The sequence below is a fragment of the Rhizobium sp. No.120 genome (genome assembly GCF_054558365.1).
Map to the genome: position 1 here is coordinate 402,374 of NZ_BAAJNQ010000001.1, position 16,169 is coordinate 418,542.

General features: G+C 58.4%; 12 protein-coding genes. 8 read left to right on the forward strand and 4 right to left on the reverse strand.

What is annotated here, in order from left to right:
• Nucleotides 1–80: 80 nt before the first annotated feature.
• Complete coding sequence (locus ACYJRZ_RS02040) at nucleotides 81–1,220, forward strand: DUF2333 family protein (protein ID WP_459455595.1); 1,140 nt, start codon at nucleotides 81–83, stop codon at nucleotides 1,218–1,220.
• A 51-nt stretch (nucleotides 1,221–1,271) separates the two neighbouring features.
• On the opposite strand, the gene ACYJRZ_RS02045 is transcribed toward ACYJRZ_RS02040, so the two are convergent.
• Complete coding sequence (locus ACYJRZ_RS02045; protein WP_459455597.1) at nucleotides 1,272–2,003, reverse strand: helix-turn-helix transcriptional regulator; 732 nt, start codon at nucleotides 2,001–2,003, stop codon at nucleotides 1,272–1,274.
• Nucleotides 2,004–2,474: 471 nt separating this feature from the next.
• Here ACYJRZ_RS02045 and ACYJRZ_RS02050 point away from each other — a divergent pair, with 471 nt between their 5' ends.
• Nucleotides 2,475–3,440 (forward strand): COG3904 family protein, encoded by a 966-nt coding sequence (locus ACYJRZ_RS02050; protein ID WP_459455599.1) that lies wholly within the window; start codon nucleotides 2,475–2,477, stop codon nucleotides 3,438–3,440.
• Nucleotides 3,441–3,453: 13 nt separating this feature from the next.
• On the opposite strand, the gene ACYJRZ_RS02055 is transcribed toward ACYJRZ_RS02050, so the two are convergent.
• A complete protein-coding gene (locus ACYJRZ_RS02055; RefSeq protein ID WP_459455601.1) occupies nucleotides 3,454–3,963 on the reverse strand; it encodes a TIGR00645 family protein in 510 nt (169 codons plus the stop codon).
• Between the two features lie 166 nt (nucleotides 3,964–4,129).
• Between ACYJRZ_RS02055 and ACYJRZ_RS02060 the strand changes: the two genes are divergently transcribed.
• Complete coding sequence (locus ACYJRZ_RS02060) at nucleotides 4,130–5,812, forward strand: formate--tetrahydrofolate ligase (RefSeq protein WP_459455603.1); 1,683 nt, start codon at nucleotides 4,130–4,132, stop codon at nucleotides 5,810–5,812.
• Nucleotides 5,813–5,971: 159 nt separating this feature from the next.
• Nucleotides 5,972–6,817 carry a protein-L-isoaspartate O-methyltransferase family protein gene (locus tag ACYJRZ_RS02065; RefSeq protein WP_459455605.1) on the forward strand — a complete coding sequence of 282 codons (846 nt, stop codon included), beginning with the start codon at nucleotides 5,972–5,974 and terminating at the stop codon, nucleotides 6,815–6,817.
• Between the two features lie 43 nt (nucleotides 6,818–6,860).
• Here the strand turns inward: ACYJRZ_RS02065 and ACYJRZ_RS02070 are convergent, their stop codons facing one another.
• A complete protein-coding gene (locus ACYJRZ_RS02070; RefSeq protein ID WP_459455607.1) occupies nucleotides 6,861–7,658 on the reverse strand; it encodes an extensin family protein in 798 nt (265 codons plus the stop codon).
• 317 nt (nucleotides 7,659–7,975) lie between these two features.
• Between ACYJRZ_RS02070 and ACYJRZ_RS02075 the strand changes: the two genes are divergently transcribed.
• The gene (locus ACYJRZ_RS02075) at nucleotides 7,976–10,231 is read left to right on the forward strand and encodes a TonB-dependent hemoglobin/transferrin/lactoferrin family receptor (protein ID WP_459455609.1); all 2,256 of its coding nucleotides are present in this window, start codon (nucleotides 7,976–7,978) and stop codon (nucleotides 10,229–10,231) included.
• A gap of 433 nt (nucleotides 10,232–10,664) precedes the next feature.
• Complete coding sequence (locus ACYJRZ_RS02080; RefSeq protein WP_459455611.1) at nucleotides 10,665–12,188, forward strand: ABC-F family ATP-binding cassette domain-containing protein; 1,524 nt, start codon at nucleotides 10,665–10,667, stop codon at nucleotides 12,186–12,188.
• A 15-nt stretch (nucleotides 12,189–12,203) separates the two neighbouring features.
• Here ACYJRZ_RS02080 and ACYJRZ_RS02085 read toward each other — a convergent pair whose 3' ends face one another.
• The gene (locus ACYJRZ_RS02085; RefSeq protein WP_459455613.1) at nucleotides 12,204–13,103 is read right to left on the reverse strand and encodes a LysR family transcriptional regulator; all 900 of its coding nucleotides are present in this window, start codon (nucleotides 13,101–13,103) and stop codon (nucleotides 12,204–12,206) included.
• Nucleotides 13,104–13,226: 123 nt separating this feature from the next.
• On the opposite strand from ACYJRZ_RS02085, the gene ACYJRZ_RS02090 reads away from it, so the two are divergent.
• Together ACYJRZ_RS02090 and ACYJRZ_RS02095 are read left to right on the forward strand one after the other, a co-directional pair.
• The gene (locus ACYJRZ_RS02090; RefSeq protein WP_459455615.1) at nucleotides 13,227–13,592 is read left to right on the forward strand and encodes an antibiotic biosynthesis monooxygenase; all 366 of its coding nucleotides are present in this window, start codon (nucleotides 13,227–13,229) and stop codon (nucleotides 13,590–13,592) included.
• Between the two features lie 266 nt (nucleotides 13,593–13,858).
• Nucleotides 13,859–16,048 (forward strand): anthranilate synthase, encoded by a 2,190-nt coding sequence (locus tag ACYJRZ_RS02095; RefSeq protein WP_459455617.1) that lies wholly within the window; start codon nucleotides 13,859–13,861, stop codon nucleotides 16,046–16,048.
• Nucleotides 16,049–16,169: the final 121 nt, after the last annotated feature.

Here is a 16,169-nt window from a genome sequence, read left to right on the forward strand (position 1 = left end):
GCGGTATCCATTGCGCAGGTTGGTGTGGTGCGTCCTTCGCATGTCGGCAGGATGCGCGGTAGGGTTTAGGAGGCGTGTCCATGCTTGACTCGATCACGGCGTTCTTCAAGCGGATCTGGGCCGCTATCGTGCGCTGGCTGGGATTGGTTTTCGTCGGGCTAAGCTGGCCATTCCTTGCTGCCCATGGCTGGTATCGGCAGCGCAACTGGCTGATCAAGCTACCGCTCGCTGCCTTCGTGGTGCTGTTCGCGCTGCTTTATGTCTATTTCGCTTGGCAAACGCAGGTCTGGACCGGGTTCAATCCCGCCTATCCGGACGTCTACAAATTCTCCGAGCGCAAATATTCCGCCGGGCAGGAACTGCCTGCATCGGACGGCCAGCAGGCCGCGGCAACGACGCCCAAGACCTGCCAAACCTCTGCTGTCGTCGATGTCGCCACCGATCTGATTGATCTCAACGTCAATCAGAATGCCTGGATTTCCTCGATGCTGCTCTACAAGCTCGGCTTCTTCGGCATTTCATGGGATGACACGCCCTTCCTCGACAACAAGGCTTCCTTCCAGCGGGGGATCAATTCCGTTGTTCGCCGCACCTCGGCGGAGCTGGTCGACACGCTCGGCCGTGTGCGCGGGACATCGGGCATCAACAGCGATCTGCAGAAGGCGCGAGGCAACCTGCAGTTCGATGAGTCGAGCTGGTATTTCGGCCTGCATCCCTTTGGACCGAAAACCCCGAGCCCAAGCTATTATCGCACTGCAATGAGCAATCTGCGTAGCTTCAATAGCGATCTCGGCAACTGCAAGGCGATTTTCGACGGGCGTGCCGACAATCTTCTGCAGTTTGTCGACCACATTGCCAACGATCTCGGCAGCACGGCGGATATCTTGGCCAAGAGGGCGGGGGATCACAGTTATGGCTGGTTGGATACGCGAGCTGACGATCGTTTCTGGTTTGCCTATGGGCAGCTTTACGCGAGTTACGGTATCCTCATGGCGGCCCGTTCGGATTTCCAGCAGGTGATCGCCGAGCGTAACGTCAGCGCGCTTTGGGGCGATGTCACGACGCAGCTGCAGGCAGCTTTGCGCATTCAGCCCTTCATCATTTCCAATGGGCCTGAAGACAGCTCCTTCATGCCGAGCCATCTTGCGACCATGGGCTTCCATATTTTGCGGGTGCGCTCGAGCCTCGTGGAAATCCGCACGGTCCTCGGCGGCCGTTAAACGAACGCGGCTGCTGGGTTCAGATTGGAGATCGCTTGAAGGGGAGTTCGGTTAGCTGATCAGCTTCAGTCGGATGGCTTTTGCGACGAGCTGCGTACGGTTGACGCAATCGAGCTTCTTGATCGCGTTCATCATATAGGCGTTGACCGTATGGTCGGAGAGCGAAAGAATCTGGCCGATCTCGACCGAAGTCTTGCCCTGGGCCGTCCAGCGGACCACTTCAAGCTCGCGGGCCGAAAGCGAATGCGGCGCGGCTCCACCGTTGCGCTTGAGGCAATTATAGGAATCGAGCGCCTGCAGCATGATCAGCGTGAGTTCGTTGATTTCACTCTGGCCGAGACTGCTGCGATTGCCCATGAACCAGAAAACGAGGCGCTGACCATCCGGAGCATTGACCGGGATTATGACGCTCATCGGACAATTATAGCTGATCAAGAGTGCGCGAAGCTCACTCGGCAAATCGGCGTCTGGTTCGCCATCTTTTTCCAGCAGATGCCACGCGCGCGGTATTACTGAATCACGCGTGCGCAGCAGCATCGGACAACGGCGAACCAGATGATGCCGATCGAACTCACGCACGAACTGCATAGGCACTGTCCCCTCGATGAGCAGCGGCGTCATCATCGTATCATCGGACACCGGGGCGTTCATCAGAGCCATATGGCTGAAGCCAAAAGCCGATCCTGTCCGCTCCAGAGCCAATGCAAACGCCGCTTGTGTCCGAGCGGCAGCCAACTCGGCAGAAAGCAGCAATTGTCTCTCGGCGGTAATGATATAGGACATATGAGTTAAGGTACCCGCGGCGTGGTATCGATATCAAATACTGGATTTATGAGTGAATGCTAGACGCAAAAATACCACACGGCCAGAAATAATTTTTATTTTCATATATTTTAATATTTAAACATATTATTCCGGAGGCTTCGCCCAAAATGGTCGATAAATGCGAGCGACCGTCTTTTTGTTGGCCGTATCTCGACTCGATCATACATTTTGCGTCGACGCTCGACGTGGCGAAGAGGTCTGATGGCGCTTACCTACTATGTCAAAATTAAGTCGAAAACGACATGCGATCTCACGCTTTGGAGTTGACCGGTAGCCAATTTGGGAAAGCTCAGTTCTTGCATACTGGACTTTCGATGAAGTGGTGAGGAGTTTTGTCAAATGATGCATCGCCGCGCCGGTGCGCCTTGCGAAGGGCCAAAGCGGTTGCTATCGGTCTTGCTAAGGTCATCGCTTGCAGGCGTATAGCTTATGAAATTTCGCTTTTTTCCGCAGCTTGCGGCGCGCTGTTGTCAAATGCTGTTGTGGTTCGTCACCGGAGTTGCGCTTCTGCTGGTTTCGCCTGCGCTTGCCGAAGCGGCCGGCGTTGCCGGAGGCACGCCGATGCAGTTCCTACTCGTTCATGGCGAGATGGGCCAATGCCGAGCCGATAACGCTTGTCCCGACTGGATCTCCGCCGAAGGGCAGATCATGGCGGATACACCGCGGAAGCTGCAGAAAGTCCTAAAGCAGGTGGGCAACCGTAAACTGCCCATCGTCGTCAGTTCACCGGGCGGCGATGTCAAGGCGGCCATGGAGATGGCTCGCATCATTCGCAAGCAGAAGCTTTCGATCGCAGTCGGCCGCACCCGCTCGCGGGCATGCCCCTATGCGGAACCGATCTGCTCAGCAGCCTTTACACAGGACGGCTCGATCACAGGACAGCCATTTTCCGACGGAGCAATCTGCTTTTCGGCTTGCCCGCTGTTTTTTGCAGGCGGCGTTCAGCGCGTTTCCAGCCCCTTTGCGCTGCTTGGCGTTCATCAGATCACCACCACCTACAGCGAAGTGCGTGTCCAGTACCGCACAGAATATGAGATGGTGGACGGGAAGCGCAAGGTCATCTCCAAGAAAGAGATCGGTCGTAAATTTGTCGGCAAATACGATACGACCAAGCTCGACAAGGCGCAGAGAGCAAGGCTAGTCAGCTTCCTCGACAAGATGGGCATAGATCGGGGGCTTGTGGATCTGATGCTTGGAACCGACCCGAACGGCATTCATCTGATTTCGCAGACGGACGCGCTGGGGCTGAGGCTGACGACGGAGCTTGCCGATGCCGACGCCCTGGTCTCGGCGCGCAACTGCAAGGAAAATCAATCGATTTCCGATTGTGCCGCGCCGGCACCGTCGGCGACGGGTGCGCCGATGACCAGCGCATCGGCAATGGCCGGCAAATAGCCGCTCGTCGGCCTCAGCTATCCTTGGCTTTGGCTTTTGCCATGATCTTCTCCAGGAAGCCCAGCAACAGCGCCGAGACTACAAAGGCGAGGTGGATGATCGTGAACCACATCAGCTTGGCATTGTCATATTGCGTGGCATTCAGGAATATCTGCAGCAGGTGGATTGAGGAAATGGCGACGATCGAGGATGCGACCTTGATCTTGAGGCTGCCTGAATCGAGCTTGCCGAGGAAGGAAACCTCACCCTCAGCCTCGTCGAAACGGCTGACGAAATTCTCGTAACCGGAAATCATCACCATGACAATCAGGCTCGCCACCAGGGCGGCGTCGATGAGGCCGAGAATGGCGAGGATCATGTCGGCTTCGTCATAGGCGAAGACATTGATCGCTACCTTGTAGAACTTGTAGGCGAACGAAACGGCATAGACGGCGAGCGAGGCTGCGAGACCGAGATAGAAGATCACCAGAAGCCAGCGACTGGAGAGGATTATGCGCTCGACCAGCAATTCCAGGGACTTCATATCTTATCCTTTTCCTCAGTTTGAATTGGACGCCGAAAATAGGCATGGCCCCGTCATGAGACAAGGCAGCGCGTTTCGATAGGGAGAGGCTTCGCCAACTATTCACACCCGAAACATATTGGTTTATCCCGACAGGGAAATGACCGTATGTTCGGGGGCGAGACTTATGGCGACGACAGTGGCATCCGATATCGAGATTGCGCGCGCGGCGAAGAAACTGCCGATTATGGAGATCGGCGCAAAGCTCGGTATTCCGGCGGAAGATCTCGCACCCTACGGCTACGACAAGGCAAAGATCGGTGCTGCGTTCATTGCAGCGCAGGCCGGCAAGAAGGACGGCAAACTGGTCCTCGTCACGGCGATCAACCCGACGCCTGCGGGCGAGGGCAAGACCACCACGACGGTTGGCCTCGGCGACGGGCTGAACCGCATCGGTAAGAAGGCCGTGGTCTGCGTACGCGAGGCGTCGCTTGGTCCATGCTTCGGCGTGAAGGGTGGGGCGGCCGGCGGCGGCTATGCGCAGGTCATCCCGATGGAAGACATCAACCTTCACTTCACTGGCGATTTTCACGCGATCACATCGGCGCATAATCTGCTCGCCGCGTTGATCGACAATCACATCTACTGGGGCAACGAGCAGAATATCGATATCAGGCGCATCACCTGGCGGCGCGCAATGGACATGAACGATCGCGCGCTACGCGATATCGTCTCCTCGCTCGGCGGCGTAGCGAACGGCTTTCCGCGCGAAGGCGGTTTCGACATCACGGTCGCCTCCGAGGTGATGGCAATCCTCTGTCTGGCATCCGATCTCAAGGATCTGGAAAAGCGGCTCGGCAATATCATCATCGGCTACCGCCGCGACCGCACGCCTGTTTATGCCCGTGACCTGAAGGCCGACGGCGCCATGGCCGTGCTCCTGAAGGACGCCATGCAGCCGAACCTCGTGCAGACGCTGGAGAACAATCCGGCACTGGTGCATGGCGGCCCCTTCGCCAATATCGCCCATGGCTGCAATTCGGTAATCGCGACGCGAACGGCACTGAAGCTTGCCGATTATGTCGTGACGGAAGCCGGCTTCGGCGCCGATCTCGGAGCGGAGAAATTCTTCGATATCAAATGCCGCAAGTCCGGGCTCTCGCCGGATGCCGCCGTCATCGTCGCGACAGTGCGGGCCTTGAAGATGAATGGCGGCGTCAAAAAGGACGATCTTGGCAGGGAGAACGTGGAAGCTCTCGTGAAGGGATGTGCCAATCTCGGCCGACATGTCGCCAATGTCCGCAAGTTCGGCGTGCCTGTCGTCGTCGCCATCAATCATTTTGTTTCGGATACGGAAGCCGAAATCGAGGCACTGAAGAATTATGTCGCACGCCTCGGCGCCGAGGCGATCCTCTGCCGGCACTGGGCCGAGGGTTCGGCCGGCATTACCGACCTCGCACACAAGGTGGTGGAGCTTGCCGAATCCGGTCAGGCGAAGTTCCAGCCGCTCTATCCGGACAATCTGCCGCTCCTGGAGAAGATCGAGATCGTCGCCTCGAAGATCTACCATGCCGGCGAGGTCACGGCCGACAAGGCAGTGCGTGATCAGCTCAGGTCCTGGGAGGATCAAGGTTACGGGCACCTGCCGGTCTGCATGGCGAAGACGCAATATTCCTTTTCGACCGATCCGAATGTCCGGGGAGCGCCCGAGGGGCATATCGTGCCCATCCGTGAAGTGCGGCTTTCCGCCGGGGCTGGCTTCGTTGTCGTCATCACCGGCGAGATCATGACTATGCCCGGCCTGCCGAAATCGCCAGCGGCCGAGAGGATTTTCCTCAATGATCAGGGCTACATCGAAGGACTGTTTTAAGTTCAGAATCAGATTCAACTTGTCAGTCAGTAGGACCGGTTCGGCAACTGCACTCGCAACTGTTGTCATCCGATCCCGCTAAGATATCTAAAGTATTGACCTTGGCGAAGCCCGAAACAAGTCGGTACGATCCAAGCATCGTCAAGATGGAGGCGGATCGTGACTGCTGAGAGCCGTGCAAGTTTGGATCAGATACGGGATTTCCACGCGAAGATGATGGCAGCGGCCAGCAATTCTTCGGATGAAAGGCTGGAGCGAGCCTTTCGCCTCGTCAGGCGTGAGGCGTTCATGGGGCCGGGGCCATGGCAGATCAGGGCCGCTCGCCGCTACCTGGAAACCCCAAACGCCGATCCCACGTTCCTCTATCAGAATGTGCTCGTCGCATTGGACAAGTCCAAGGGCATCAACAATGGTGAGCCCTTTCTCCATGCCGCTTTCCTCGGCGCGGTGGCGCCGCAGCCCGGCGAGACGGTCATTCACATCGGTACCGGAACCGGATATTACACCGCCATCCTGTCGACGCTTGTCATGCCAGATGGCCACGTTCATGCCGTCGAGATTGACGAGGCCTTGGCCGAGCGCACGCGTGACAATCTCATTTCGTTCGACAATGTATCTGTCATCTGTGCGGATGCGACTTCGTTCGAGCTTCCGGAGGCCGATCTGATCTATGTGAATGCCGGTGTCGTGGCGCCGCCGATATCGTGGCTGCAGGCGCTGCGCCCTGGCGGCCGGATCATCATGCCGTGGCAGGCGAACGAAAAGATCGGGCTTGCCGTGGTGATCACACGGCGGGAACAGGGGTTCAGCGCTCGGGCCTTGATGCAAGCCTACTTCATTCCCTGCATCGGGGCTTCCGATCCAGCTCAATCTACGAAAATCCCCAATGGCGGCGAGGCTCGCTCCATTCAGTCGGTTTGGCTTACTCAGGAGCGAGCGCCGGATGAAACGGCGGTGGCGATCTATAGAGACCTATGGTTCTCGAATGCAGGCCTCGGGGTATGACAAGGTTCCAACATCACTGCGGGACCAGGCTCGCGAGGCGTTTCTAGTGACAGTAACGAAAGCCGCCGTTCCTTTCGATGACGTCGAGATGGAAATGCGTTTCATGCGCGGCATCGCTCTCTGGGTCCAGAACGGTCGTGAAATAAAGGCAGGCAGAGGCGCTGGCTGCGCGCTGGAATGCGCCTGTCAGCGTCGGATCTTCGCGGCGCGGTTCGATCGCGATGGTCTTGCCGTTTTCGAAGGTGAAGCTCGCGACATCGATGGCGTTGCCACGGGCATGTTCCGAGATCTTGCCGGTCGAGGCATTGTTGCGTAGGCGGCAGATATAGGTCGAGGCCTGATTGATGGCGACGATCTTGCCGTTGTCCAATGCGGCGGCTGATGGGAGCACGCTCTCCTTCATCCATTGGGCCAGTGCCAATGCCGCTTCGCAGCGCATCGTTCCTTGAGGTTTGAACTCGATCCCCGGCAGCGGCGAAGCAAGCGAGATCGGCTTGTCGATGCCGCAGCCGTTGCCGTCGTCAATGTGGGGAATTTCCTTGAAGATTGCTCCCATCGCGGTCAGTTCCTTCAGGCACGCCTGGTGTTCCTCGTCCGGCTCGGAGGCGACGGTCGGGGGCGGGCGAGGGGGACCTTGCATCCCGCCTGTTGTCTGCTCCTCGGGCGGAGTTGCCGGCTTGTTCTCTGGTTGGACATCCGGCTTTTCCGGCGGAACGATAGATTTGTCAGAAGATATTGCCGGCTTCTCTGCCGGGATCGGCGGCGTGCCGCTCGGCTGAGCCTGTTGCTGATCTGGCTTTTGTTCTGGGATCGGGCCGGTCTGGGGAAGAGAAGCGGCCATAAGTAAAATGACGGCGGAGGTTAGTGAAATGGTTCTAAACAACATCAAGTAATTCAGCCAATTCTAATGATGATGTCATTAGAACGCTTGATGTCGCCATTTCGTTGCAATTCAGCAACGTTCATCTCTTGTCTTAAAAGATGATAATTTTATTCATGATTATGCGCTTCGAATATATTGACAATAATACTCATGTTTTTTATGCGACAGAAAGAAGGCGGATATTTCCGCCCATTAACAAGATAACCTAGCCAGCCCCTTGCCTGCTTCGACGCAGCAACCAGCCAGCCCGGTGAAGCAATTCGAAAGGAATGGTTATGGTTGTCCGGCGCTCACGCTCGGCCCTTTTGGCATGCACTGCGTTTCTGGCTCTCGGGCTGGCGACGACATCTTTTGCGCAGACCGCAGCTCAAAATGATGGGGCGACGGGCGAGGCCGCCAAGGGCGATCGTGTTACCAACCTGAAACCGATCGTGGTGACGGGGAAGGGTAAGGCGAACAAGGATGTACTTGCCGACTCTCCGACCACAAGCGAGACGACGGCCAAGGACGTCGACGACAAGCAAATCACACGTATCGAGGACCTCGGCCGCAGCACCGAAGTCGGCGTCGGCTTCAACCGCGCTACCGGCGGCGTCAATATTCGTGGTCTAGGTGACGACCGCGTTTTGACCACGGTCGACGGTATCCAAATTCCTTTCCTTCTTGATGCTTCGCGCGGCAACGCTAGCGGCGCCAATAATGGTGGCAATGGTGGCGTCAACAGCTTCGATTTCAATGCGCTTTCCAGCGTCGATATCGTGCGCGGCGCCGATTCAAGCCGTGCCGGCTCAGGCGCTCTTGGTGGTGCCTTCGTGCTGCGTACGCTGGAGCCGGAAGATCTGATCATGGCCGGCTCCACCTGGGGCGGTGTCTTCAAGTTCGGCTATAATGGCGACGACCGGAGCATCGGCGGTGCTGCCGCCGTTGCCAAGCGCATTGACAACACTGCCGTTCTCTTCCAGGGCGGCTACACGCATGGTCACGAGCTGGAGAACAACGGCGATGTCGGCGGCTATTCGACCAAGCGTACCGAGGCTAACCCGGCCGACTACAATCAGAGAAGCGGCCTGTTCAAGATCCGTCAATATACCGACATCGGCACATTCGGCATTACGGCCGAGCACTACAACAAGGATAAAACCACCGATCTGATGACCCTGCAGAGCCCGACCGGAAACTTCCGGCCTGGCAATTACAACGGGACAGACAATGTCGAGCGTAATCGCGTGTCGCTCGATTACAAATATGAAGCCGAGAGTGCCGATTCGCTCCTCGATACCGCCAACGCCGTTTTCTACTGGCAGAATCTTCTGCGTGAAGGCGGTGTGGAAGGCTATCGCTATACATCCGTCATTGGCGACTATTGGCGCCGTAATGAAATGGAAGACCGCAGCATCGGCTTCGCCGGCAATGCATCGAAGTCTTTCGATACCGGCAGCCTGCATCACCAGGTCACTTTCGGTCTCGATGTCGCTTTCGACAAGGTTCACCAGTACTCGGCCGGCAAGGATAGCTGCGCACTTCCTCGTTGGCGTGCTTCTTGCGCCTTCCTGCACACCAACCAGTCCGATATGCCCGATGTCGATGGCAAGCGCGTCGGCGTTTTCATCGACGACAAGATCGAATTGGGCTCCAGCAATTTCTATTTGACGCCGGGTCTTCGCTTCGACTGGTATGATTATTCGCCGAAGAACACGGCCGCCTATCGCGACAGCGCCAACTATAATGGCCTGCCCTCAGGGCAATCCGACAGCCGCTTCTCGCCGAAGCTGCGCGCCTCCTATCGGCCGCAGGACAATGTCGAGCTGTATGCACAGTGGGCGATGGCCTTCCGTGCGCCCAGTGTCAGCGAACTCTACGTCAACTACGGCGTGCCCGGTGGTTATGTCACCTACGGCAATCCGGACCTGAAGCCTGAAACCAGCAACGGCATCGAAATCGGCACCAATCTCGGCGATGACGATTTCGGCGGCCATATTGGCGCCTTCTATAACAAGTACAAGAACTTCATCGATACGCTGAACTATCGCGATCCCACAGGCATCTATCCGCTCGGGATCACCGAATACTTCAATCGCGCCAACGTTCGCATGTTCGGTGTCGAGGTCAACGCACACAAGACGTTCGACAACGGCATCCACATCAAGGGCGCGCTCGCCTATGTGAACGGCAAGGACTCCGATACCGGTCAATGGATCAATTCCGTCGCTCCGGCCAAGGCCGCCTTCACCGTCGGCTATGCGACCGACGTCTGGGGAACGGACCTGACCTTCATCACCGCGGCGCGCGAGGCGAAGAAGACGGGCGACACGCTGCAGACCCCCGCCTACGGCATCTTCGATCTGACTGCGTGGTGGGAACCGGAGCAGGTGAAGGGGCTCAGCATCCGCGGCGGCGTCTATAATATCTTCAACAAGACCTATTACGACGCGCTCAACACGCCGTCCTATAGCGGCACGCTGACCCAGCCTGCTTCCTATTATTCCGAGCCCGGCCGGACCTTCAAGCTGGCGCTGACACAACGGTTCTGAGCCGTTACATCGATGCAGCAAACTTGGATGCAGCAAACTTGGGCGATGCTTCGGCATCGCCTCTTTTTGCTCTCTCGCGTGGCATCGGGCGGTCTGCGCAATTGTAAATGGCAGCGTTCGATGCTATTCGTGCCTCGTAGTCTTTAACCGTCGAGAAAAAAGAGAGGAGGACCGTATGACCAAGATTGTCTGGCATATTCGCCAGTTCGGTCCGACTCGTGCCCTGCAGATGCGTTTGCAGGGCTGATCAGAGGCTGTTTCTCACTCATTCCTCCTGGTCTGCCCTCGGGGCGACGTGAGCCTGCGCATCCGCGCGGCTGCGTCATGACATGTTTTCGAGCATTGGCCCGCTTGGGCCATCGGCATCGGCGTAGTGCGGCAAAAGGAGCCGCCGGCGATGTCTTGAGATGCTCGATCGAGACCGGAAAAGACCATGACTCTGATCAATCTCCGCAATCTGGGCGTCACCATGAGTGCGCCGTTGTTTTCCAATCTCAACTTTACCGTGGATGCCGGTGATCGCGTCGGCATCGTTGCTGCGAATGGACGCGGGAAGACCACGCTGCTCAACTGCATTACGGGCAGGCAGGAGCCGACCACGGGCGAGATCACCCGCGCTCGGGGCTTGCGCGTCGGCTATGTCGAACAGAACGTACCGGCGAACCTGCTGGCTATCTCCTTCTATGACGCGGTCTTGCGCGCTTTGCCCAAGGAGCAGGCCGCGAGCGAGGGCTGGCGTGTCGACGTCACTCTCGATTCACTCGATGTGCCTGATGCGATGCGGGAGAGGGCGTTGGCTCAGCTCAGCGGCGGCTGGCAGCGGCTTGCCATGCTTGCCCGCGTTTGGGTGACGGAGCCCGATGTGCTGCTGCTGGACGAGCCGACCAACCATCTCGATCTCGCCAAGATCGCGCTGTTGGAGGATTGGCTGAATGCCTTGCCACGCGACGTGCCCGTCATCATCGCCAGCCACGACCGCGCCTTCCTCGATGCCGTTTGTAATCGCACTCTGTTCCTGCGTCAGGACCAGTCGCAGGCCTACGCGCTGCCGTATAGCAGGGCGCGTGCGGCGCTGGACGAGGTCGATGCCTCGGATGAGCGGCGTTACCAGAAGGAGATGAAGACGGCGCAGCAGCTGCGCAAGCAGGCGGCCAAGCTCTATAATCTCGGTGTCAATTCTGGCAGTGATCTGCTGACGGTCAAGACAAAGCAGCTGAAGGCGCGAGCCGAAAAGCTGGAGGACAGCGCGAGACCGGGCTACCGCGAGCGCTCTTCCGGCTCGATCAAGCTCGCCAATCGCGGCATCCACGCCAAGGTACTGCTGACGCTGGAGGATGCGATCGTCACGACGCCTGATGGCACCTTGCTGTTCAAGACGGGACAGCAGTGGATTTGCCAGGGCGACCGCATCGTGCTGCTCGGGCAGAATGGCGCCGGCAAGACGCGGTTCGTGGAGATGATCCGAAGGGCAATAGCCGATCAGGCCGCCGGCGGTGCGATCAAGCCGACGCCATCCATCGTGCTCGGTTACAGCGACCAGGCGCTCTCCAATCTCGGCCAGAAGGACACGCCGCTCGGCATGATCACGCGCTTGTTCGAACTTGGAGAGCAGCGTGCCCGCACGTTGCTGGTCGGCGTAGGGATCAACATCGACATGCAGGGCAAGGAGATCGGCCGTCTCTCCGGCGGGCAGAAGGCACGGCTCGCCATGCTGGCGCTGCGGCTGACCAATCCCAACTTCTACCTGCTGGACGAGCCGACCAACCATCTGGATATCGACGGCCAGGAGGCGTTGGAGGGCGAACTGACGGCGAATGAGGCAAGCTGCCTTCTTGTCTCGCATGACCGCAGTTTCGTGCGATCGATCGGCAATCGCTTCTGGCTGATTGATCGGAAGCGATTAATCGAGGTGGATGGGCCGGAGGAGTTCTTCGAAGCGGCGAGAGCGCAAGAATAGACGAGGGCGGAATCGTCAGGCGGCCAACCGATCCGAAAACAGATTGGCCGCCATGAAATCCACGAAGACCCGTATTTTTGGGGAGAGATAGCGGCTTGTGGGCCACAATATGCGGAAGATGCTTTTCTTCGCGATATGGTCTTCGAGCAGTGGCACGAGCCGGCCGTCGGCGATTTGCGCGCTGACGGCAAAGGATGGCAAAGATGCTATGCCGAAGCCATTCTCGGCGAGATGGATGAGCGGCTCGATGGTGCTGGCGATCGTCGTTGTCGGTAGGGCGAGCCGCAACTCCTCCCCATTGCGCACCAGAGGCCACGGCTCCAGCTTGCCCGTGCTGGGATAGCGATGATGCAGGCATTTGTGCCGAAGCAGGTCTTCAGGGGCCGATGGCATGCCTTCCGCCCTCAGATAGTCCGGGGCGGCGACAATCTGGAAGCGGAATGTGCCGAGTTTGCGGCTCATCAGCCTCGTATCCCTGACGTCGCCGGTGCGGATGACCGCATCGAACCCTTCCTCGATCACATCCACCAGCCTGTCGGTAAAATCCAGATCCAGCGTAATATCGGGATAGGCGCGCATGAAGGCCGATATCGCCGGCATCAACAGCATTCCGGCCAGAGGGAGGCTGACGCGAAGATGACCGCGAGTTGCTGCATGCGATTTCGAAAGTTCCGCCTGAGCCGTATCGAGTTCGGACAAGATCCGCCGGCAGGTATCGAGAAAGAAACTGCCTTCCTCGGTCAGCGTCATGCTGCGGGTGGAGCGATGGAAGAGGCGGACCCCCATCTCTTGTTCCAGACGGGCGATCGCTTTGCCGACCGCGGAGCCGGAGAGGCCAAGCCGTCGCGCGCCTGCAACGAAGCTGCCGCCCTCCGCCGTCTGCACAAAGATGCCGAGCGTTCCAAGCTTGTCCATCGCAACTCCGATTACGGAATATAATTCCGATCTTATGAGAATACCGGATTGTTTATCCGCTATCTCCGCCGCGATATCCAGTGCCGGCGCGGCAATAACGCCGCTTTTCCATAGGGAACCGCAATGGATACGAACTCCGCACATTTCATCGCCCAGCCGCAGCCGACCACCTTCATCGTCAATGTCATCCACGTTCATCCCGGCAAGCAGGAAGAAGCCTTCCGGGTGATCCAGGATGTCGTTCACTATGTCGCCGAGCGGAAACAAGGATTCCTCTGGAGCAACCTTGCCAAGAGCACGGACGGTCTGACGGTTGTGAATATCGAAGCCATCAAGGGCGCCGGCAATGTCGATGAATTCTTCTCCGATCCAGTCTTTGTCGAGAAATTCCGCAGGCTTGACGAGGTTTCGACAAGCGAATTCCACACCTACACCGTTGGCGATCTGGTTTTGCCGAAGCTCGGTCATTTCGAAAGTCGTCGTGTCTAACGGACCTTGATCGATCGCGGGCGGAAGCTGCTATCCAATACCGGAAACTTTCCTTCCATCTTCCGCTTGCGTATCCCCTCATCTCACGCTAACAATTCCCGCCATGAACACGTCCTTGAACAACATTGCAGTTTGGTGGTGGGCACGCTGAGGCGGCCTCGACCAATCGTGTTCAAAGACGACGAGTGAGCCGCCCGAGATTTCGAGGCGGCTTTTTTGTTATATTGGCCGCCTGTCATCTGGGCCTGACAACGGAGTGAGGAACAATGGTAACGATCCTTCGGGATGATGGTGCGGAAATCTACGAGACGAAGGGCGGCATCACCGTCACCCGGCAGCGCCGGCCGACGCCCTATGCGGATGCTGTATCGTCCTATATCGACAAGCTCGACGAGCGCCGCGGCGCCGTCTTCTCCTCCAACTACGAATATCCCGGCCGTTATACGCGTTGGGATACCGCCATCGTCGACCCACCGCTCGGCCTGTCTTGCAATGGGCGCGATGTTTGGATCGAAGCCTATAACGAGCGCGGCGAAGTTATTCTCGGCTTCATCGGGGAGAAGCTGAAGACCGTTTCTGAAGTCGTGCTTGGCGCTTCGTCGCCGCGTCGGCTTGATCTCACGGTCAAGGCGCCCGATCGTGTCTTTACCGAGGAAGAGCGTTCGAAGATGCCGACGGTCTTCACCGTCTTGCGCGCCGTAACCGATCTCTTCTATTCGCAGGCCGATGCTAGCATCGGTTTCTACGGCGCCTTTGGCTACGATCTCGCCTTCCAGTTCGACGCGATCGATCTGAAGCTCAAGCGCCCGGACGATCAGCGCGACATGGTGCTTTACCTGCCGGACGAAATTCTGGTGGTCGACAACTACTCCGCCAAAGCCTGGATCGATCGCTACGATTTCGCCAAGGGCGGCGTATCGACGGAAGGCAAGTCGGGCGAGATCGTGCCCGAGCCGTTCCGCCACACCGATGCCATCCCGCCGAAGAGCGATCATCGCCCCGGCGAATATGCGGAGCTGGTGGTCAAGGCGAAGGAGAGCTTCCGCAAGGGCGACCTCTTCGAAGTGGTGCCCGGCCAGAAATTCATGGAGCGCTGTGAGAGCAAGCCATCCGATATTTCCAAGCGCTTGAAGGCCATCAATCCGTCGCCCTATTCTTTCTTCATCAATCTCGGCAATCAGGAATATCTCGTCGGCGCTTCGCCTGAAATGTTCGTGCGTGTGTCCGGCCGCCGCATCGAAACCTGCCCGATTTCCGGCACGATCAAGCGCGGCGACGATCCGATCGCCGACAGCGAGCAGATCCTGAAGCTCTTGAATTCCAAGAAGGACGAGTCCGAGTTGACGATGTGCTCCGACGTCGACCGCAACGACAAGAGCCGCGTCTGCGAGCCGGGTTCGGTCAAGGTCATCGGCCGCCGGCAGATCGAGATGTATTCGCGCCTCATCCACACGGTCGACCATATCGAGGGCCGCCTGCGCGACGATATGGACGCCTTCGACGGCTTCCTGAGCCACGCCTGGGCTGTTACCGTCACCGGTGCGCCGAAGCTCTGGGCCATGCGCTTCATCGAGAATCATGAGAAGAGCCCGCGCGCCTGGTATGGCGGCGCGATCGGCATGGTCGGCTTTAATGGCGACATGAATACCGGCCTGACGCTGCGGACCGTCCGTATCAAGGATGGCATTGCCGAGGTGCGCGCCGGCGCGACGCTGCTCAACGACTCGATCCCCGAGGAAGAAGAAGCAGAAACCGAACTGAAGGCCTCCGCCATGCTTTCCGCCATCCGTGTTGCCAAGACCGGCAATTCCGGCAAACAGCAACGCGACGTTGCTTCCGTCGGCAAGGGCGTGAAGATCCTGCTCGTCGACCACGAGGACAGCTTCGTCCACACGCTTGCCAACTACTTCCGCCAGACGGGCGCGACGGTGTCTACCGTACGCACGCCGGTGCCGGAAGAGGTCTTCGACCGGCTCGATCCGGACCTCGTCGTGCTGTCGCCCGGTCCCGGCAATCCGAAGGATTTCGATTGCAAGGCGACCATCAAGAAGGCGAGGGCGCGCAACCTGCCGATCTTCGGCGTCTGCCTAGGCCTGCAGGCGCTTGCCGAAGCCTATGGCGGTGAGTTGCGTCATCTGGCGATCCCGATGCACGGCAAGCCTTCGCGCATCCGCGTGCTGGAACCCGGCTTGGTCTTCTCCGGTCTGGGCCGCGAGGTCACTGTTGGTCGCTATCACTCGATCTTCGCCGATCCATCGAGCCTGCCGCGCGACTTCATGATCACGGCCGAAAGCGAAGACGGCACGATCATGGGCATCGAGCATGTGAAGGAGCCGATCGCGGCCGTGCAGTTCCACCCGGAATCGATCATGACGCTCGGTGGCGATGCCGGCATGCGGATGATCGAGAATGTCGTGGCGCATCTGGCGCGGCGGGTGAAGACGAAGGCCGCCTGAGGCGAGAGTTTTTAGTTCCGCAAGTTTGATGGCCCCATGCACTCGGAAAAAGTGCATGGGGCCATTTTTATGCCTTGAAAGAGCCGACAAACCGCTGAAGAGATTGATGTGTGGTGGGGGC

Bases quoted from the DNA above. Each gene is read 5' to 3' on its own strand.
- ACYJRZ_RS02040 (WP_459455595.1), top strand. From the start codon at position 81: ATGCTTGACTCGATCACGGCGTTCTTCAAGCGGATCTGGGCCGCTATC.
- ACYJRZ_RS02045 (WP_459455597.1), bottom strand. From the start codon at position 2,003: ATGTCCTATATCATTACCGCCGAGAGACAATTGCTGCTTTCTGCCGAG.
- ACYJRZ_RS02050 (WP_459455599.1), top strand. From the start codon at position 2,475: ATGAAATTTCGCTTTTTTCCGCAGCTTGCGGCGCGCTGTTGTCAAATG.
- ACYJRZ_RS02055 (WP_459455601.1), bottom strand. From the start codon at position 3,963: ATGAAGTCCCTGGAATTGCTGGTCGAGCGCATAATCCTCTCCAGTCGC.
- ACYJRZ_RS02060 (WP_459455603.1), top strand. From the start codon at position 4,130: ATGGCGACGACAGTGGCATCCGATATCGAGATTGCGCGCGCGGCGAAG.
- ACYJRZ_RS02070 (WP_459455607.1), bottom strand. From the start codon at position 7,658: ATGGCCGCTTCTCTTCCCCAGACCGGCCCGATCCCAGAACAAAAGCCA.
- ACYJRZ_RS02075 (WP_459455609.1), top strand. From the start codon at position 7,976: ATGGTTGTCCGGCGCTCACGCTCGGCCCTTTTGGCATGCACTGCGTTT.
- ACYJRZ_RS02080 (WP_459455611.1), top strand. From the start codon at position 10,665: ATGACTCTGATCAATCTCCGCAATCTGGGCGTCACCATGAGTGCGCCG.
- ACYJRZ_RS02085 (WP_459455613.1), bottom strand. From the start codon at position 13,103: ATGGACAAGCTTGGAACGCTCGGCATCTTTGTGCAGACGGCGGAGGGC.
- ACYJRZ_RS02090 (WP_459455615.1), top strand. From the start codon at position 13,227: ATGGATACGAACTCCGCACATTTCATCGCCCAGCCGCAGCCGACCACC.
- ACYJRZ_RS02095 (WP_459455617.1), top strand. From the start codon at position 13,859: ATGGTAACGATCCTTCGGGATGATGGTGCGGAAATCTACGAGACGAAG.